Raw genomic sequence first — 4,451 nt, forward strand, 5'->3', positions numbered from 1 at the left:
CGCGGGGACGCCCGGCCGCCAGGATATCCGCGCGCGCAGCGGATAGGTTGGCGGCATGGCCCGGGCCCAGTTCAGCGCAGAGACCAGTGGCGGTGGCGAGTTCGTCCGCCAGCCCAACCGGTTCACCGGTCGGGTCACCCCGGACTCCGACTCCCCGCCCGGCGGCGGGCCGGACGCGCAGGGCCGGTGGCCGCTGGAGGCGGGCCGTTACCGGCTGATCTGGTGCCGGGCCTGCCCGTGGGCGCACCGGGCCCGGATCGTGCGCGGCCTGCTCGGCCTGGAGGACGCGATCTCCCTCGGCACGGTCGACCCGATCCGCGACGAGCGGGGCTGGCGGTTCGCTCTCGACCCGGACGGGTTCGACCCGGTGCTCGGCATCGGCTTCCTCTCCGAGGCGTACCTGGCCACCGACCCCGACTACACCGGGCGGGTCACGGTGCCGGCGCTGGTCGACACGCGCACCGGCCGGGTGGTCACGAACGACTATCCGCAGCTCACCCTGGACCTGTCCACCGAGTGGCGGGGCCTGCACGGGCCGGGGGCGCCGGACCTCTACCCGGTCGAGCTCCGCCCGGAGATCGACGCGCTGATGGCGGAGATCCACCGGGACGTCAACAACGGGGTCTACCGGTGCGGCTTCGCCACCTCGCAGGCCGCGTACGACGAGGCGTTCACCGCGCTGTTCGCCCGGCTCGACGCGCTCTCCGAGCGGCTGGCGGGCCGGCGCTACCTGATGGGCGACGCGATCACCGAGGCCGACGTGCGGCTCTTCACCACCCTGGTCCGCTTCGACGTGGCGTACCACGGGCACTTCAAGTGCAACCGGCAGAAGCTCACCGAACTGCCGGTGCTCTGGGCGTACGCGCGGGACCTGTTCCAGACGCCGGGCTTCGGCGAGACGGTCGACTTCGACCACATCAAGCGGCACTACTACGGCACCCACGCGGCGATCAACCCGACGGGGATCGTCCCGCTCGGCCCCGACATCTCCGGCTGGACCACGCCGCACGGGCGTGGCTGAGCCGCGCCGGACCGACCCGCGTACCGCCCCGCCCCGGGCCGCCGCCGCGTCGGCCTCCGCCGCCTGCGTCGTCGCGGGCGCGGTCGCGGTGACCGTCGCCGTGGTCGCCGGTCCGGGGCCGGGCCTGACCGGGTACGTCAGCGAGGCGGGCGTCACCGACAGCGCGTACGCCCCGGCGTACCGGATCGGGGTCTTCGCCCTGGCCGCCGGGTTGCTGCTGCTCGCGGCGGCGCTGCCCCCGGTGCTGCGGGCGGCGGCCGGGCTGCTCGCGGCCGGGAGCGTCTTCGCGCTGGTCTCCGGGGCGGTGTCATGCAGCGCCGGCTGCCCGCTGCCGCCGTTCGAGCGGGCGACCACGGCGGACCTGGTGCACGGCGCGGCGAGCATCCTCGCGGTGGCCGCGGTGGTCTTCGCGATGCTGGCGGTCATGCTCACCCGGGCAGCGCCGTCGGCGCTGCGCCGGCTGGCCGCGGTGGCCCTGGCGGCGGCCCTTCCGCTGGCGGGCGCGACCGCCGTGGCCATGCTCTTCGTGGGGCGCGGCGGCCTGATCGCCGTCCTGGAGCGGCTGCTGCTGCTGGTGGCCGTCCTGTGGGGCACGGCCGCCGCGACCGCCGTCGCTCTCCGCCGGTGAGCCGGGGCACCTCGCAGCGCCTGAGATGGGGCATCGGTCCCTTCGTGCACCTGCTGTAAGGAGCGTCACCAAGGGCACTCCTTCCGCAGCATCGACGGCCGGCGTTATCCTCGGCGGCGATGACCAACGTCTGGCACCTGACCGTGCGCCTGTATGTCGACCTCCGACTGCAGGCCAGCGGCGTCTGTCCGGCGCAGCCGCTCTCCTGACGCTGCCCCGTTCCGACCTCCAGACCCTGGGACACACCCTCATGGCTTCCGCCCTGCGCAAGATCCCCTTCTCCGTGCAGATCCTGCTCGGCCTCGTCCTCGGCGTGGCGCTCGGCTTCCTCGCCCGCGCCAACGACCTGAGCTGGCTCACCAGCACCCTCGACACCGTCGGCGGCCTCTTCGTCCAGTTGCTCAAGCTGGCCGTACCGCCGCTGGTCTTCACCGCCATCGTGGTCAGCGTGGTCAGCCTGCGCGGGGTGGCCAACGCCGCCCGGCTGGCCCTGAAGACCCTGCTCTGGTTCGGCGTCACCGCGCTGATCGCGGTGGGCGTCGGCATCGGGCTCGGCCTGCTCACCGACCCGGGCCGCGGCGTCACCCTCGACACCGCCGGCGCCACCGCGCCCACGAGGACCGGCTCGTGGACCGACTTCCTCACCGGCATCGTGCCGACCAACCCGGTCGGCGCGTTCGTAGACGGCAACGTGCTCCAGATCGTCTTCCTGGCCCTCGTCGTCGGCGCGGCGGCGCTGCTGGTCGGCGAGCCCGCGGAGCCGTTCGTGGCGATCAACCGCGCGCTGCTGGAGATCGTCCAGAAGGCCCTGTGGTGGGTCATCCGGCTCGCCCCGATCGGCACCCTCGGCCTGATCGGCAACGCCGTCGCCTCGTACGGCTGGGACCTGGTGGCCCCGCTCGCCAAGTTCACCACCGCCGTCTACGTCGGCTGCGCGATCGTGCTGTTCGTGGTCTACCCGCTGCTGCTGGTGGGCGCCGGCCGGCTCAACCCGGTGCGCTTCTTCGCCGGCGCCTGGCCCGCGATCGAGCTGGCCTTCGTCTCCCGCTCCTCGGTGGGCACGATGCCCGTGACCCAGCGCTCGGTCGAGCGCCTCGGTGTCCCCCGCGAGTACGCCTCCTTCGCGGTGCCGTTCGGCGCCACCACGAAGATGGACGGCTGCGCGGCGATCTACCCGGCGCTGGCCGCGATCTTCGTCGCCCAGGTCTTCGGGGTGAACCTCGGCGTCACCGACTACCTGCTGATCGCCTTCGTCTCGGTGGTCGGTTCGGCCGCCACCGCCGGCCTGACCGGCGCGATCGTGATGCTCACCCTGACGCTGAGCACGCTGGGCCTGCCGCTGGCCGGCGCCGGTCTGCTGCTGGCGATCGACCCGATCCTGGACATGATCCGCACCGCCACCAACGTCGCCGGCCAGGCACTGGTGCCGACGATCGTCGCCGCCCGCGAGGGCACCCTGGACCGGGCCGCGTACGACTCGGCGGGCCGGCGGTCGCCGCTCGCCCCGGCGGACGTCGACGGCGACGGCCCGCGCCGCGCTGAGGAGCTGAGCCCCGTCCCGGCCTGAGCCGCCCCGGCGCGCCCCGGACGGTCCGAGCCGCCCCGGGGCGCTCGCGGCCGGCCCGAGCCGCGCCTTAGCCGCCGCCCGCGCCCGCCCCGACCGTCGCGCCCGGGCCCGGCGCGACCCGACGAGTCGGGGAGGACCCCGCCCCGGGGTCCTCCCCGCGTCCGAGAGGATGACCGCATGAGTGTCCTGTTCACCCCGCTGACCCTGCGCAGCGTGACCCTGCCCAACCGGATCGCCCTGGCGCCGATGTGCCAGTACACCGCCGGCCCGGACGGCCTGCCCACCGACTGGCACCTGGTGCACCTGGGCGCCCGGGCGGTCGGCGGCGCGGGTCTGGTGATGACCGAGGCCACCGCCGTGCTGCCCGAGGGGCGGATCAGCCCGCAGGACACCGGGCTCTGGTCCGGGGCGCACGTCGACGCCTGGCGGCCGGTGACCGCCTTCGTCGCCGCGCACGGGGCGGTGCCGGTCGTGCAGCTCGCGCACGCCGGGTTCAAGGCCTCGACGTACCGCCCGTGGGCGTCCCGGCGGGGCGGGGTGCCCGACGCCGAGGGCGGCTGGAGCCCGGTCGGCCCGGGGTCCGCGCCGTTCGTGCCCGACTACCGGGTGCCGACCGCGCTGGACGAGGCGGGCATCGCCGGCGTCGTCGAGGCGTTCGCGGCGGCGGCCGGCCGGGCGGTCGACGCCGGGTTCGCGGCAGTGGAGATCCACGCCGCGCACGGCTACCTGCTGCACGAGTTCCTCTCCCCGCTGACGAACCACCGCGACGACGGCTGGGGCGGGGACCGCTCCGGCCGGATGCGGCTCACCCTGGAGGTGGCGCGGGCGGTCCGTGCGGCGGTCGGCGAGGACGTGCCCGTACTGACCCGCATCTCGGCCACCGACTGGGAGCCGACGGGCTGGACGGCCGAGGACAGCGTGGTGCTCGCCGGCGAACTGGCCGCCGCCGGGGTGGACCTGGTCGACTGCTCGTCGGGCGGCGCGTCGGCCACCGCGACCATCCCGGTCGGCCCCGGCTACCAGGTGCCGCTGGCCGCCCGGGTACGCCGGGAGGCGGGCGTGGCCACCGGCGCGGTCGGCCTGATCGTCGAGCCGGAGCAGGCCGAGGAGATCGTCGCGTCCGGCGACGCCGACCTGGTCCTGCTCGGGCGGGAACTCCTGCGGGACCCGTACTGGCCGCACCGGGCCGCCGCCAAGCTCGGCGCCACCCCCACCTGGCCCGCCCAGTACGCCCG

Annotated in this window: 4 protein-coding genes; all 4 read left to right on the plus strand. The window is 75.2% G+C overall.

The window, feature by feature from the left end; genetic code table 11:
- Nucleotides 1-55: 55 nt before the first annotated feature.
- A complete protein-coding gene (locus F6X68_RS30960) occupies nucleotides 56-1,021 on the plus strand; it encodes a glutathione S-transferase family protein (RefSeq protein WP_151457570.1) in 966 nt (321 codons plus the stop codon).
- On the plus strand, nucleotides 1,014-1,649 hold the full coding sequence (locus tag F6X68_RS30965; RefSeq protein WP_151457571.1) for a DUF998 domain-containing protein: 636 nt from the start codon (nucleotides 1,014-1,016) through the stop codon (nucleotides 1,647-1,649). The genes F6X68_RS30960 and F6X68_RS30965 overlap by 8 nt, the downstream gene beginning before the upstream one ends.
- A 262-nt stretch (nucleotides 1,650-1,911) precedes the next feature.
- The gene (locus F6X68_RS30970; protein ID WP_225852534.1) at nucleotides 1,912-3,216 is read left to right on the plus strand and encodes a dicarboxylate/amino acid:cation symporter; all 1,305 of its coding nucleotides are present in this window, start codon (nucleotides 1,912-1,914) and stop codon (nucleotides 3,214-3,216) included.
- Between the two features lie 177 nt (nucleotides 3,217-3,393).
- Nucleotides 3,394-4,451, plus strand: a 1,058-nt coding sequence (locus tag F6X68_RS30975) for an NADH:flavin oxidoreductase/NADH oxidase (protein WP_151457573.1), incomplete at its 3' end; no start/stop codon positions are given.

It is taken from the genome of Micromonospora sp. AMSO12t, from assembly GCF_008806585.1.
Classification (GTDB): Bacteria; Actinomycetota; Actinomycetes; order Mycobacteriales; family Micromonosporaceae; genus Micromonospora; species Micromonospora reichwaldensis.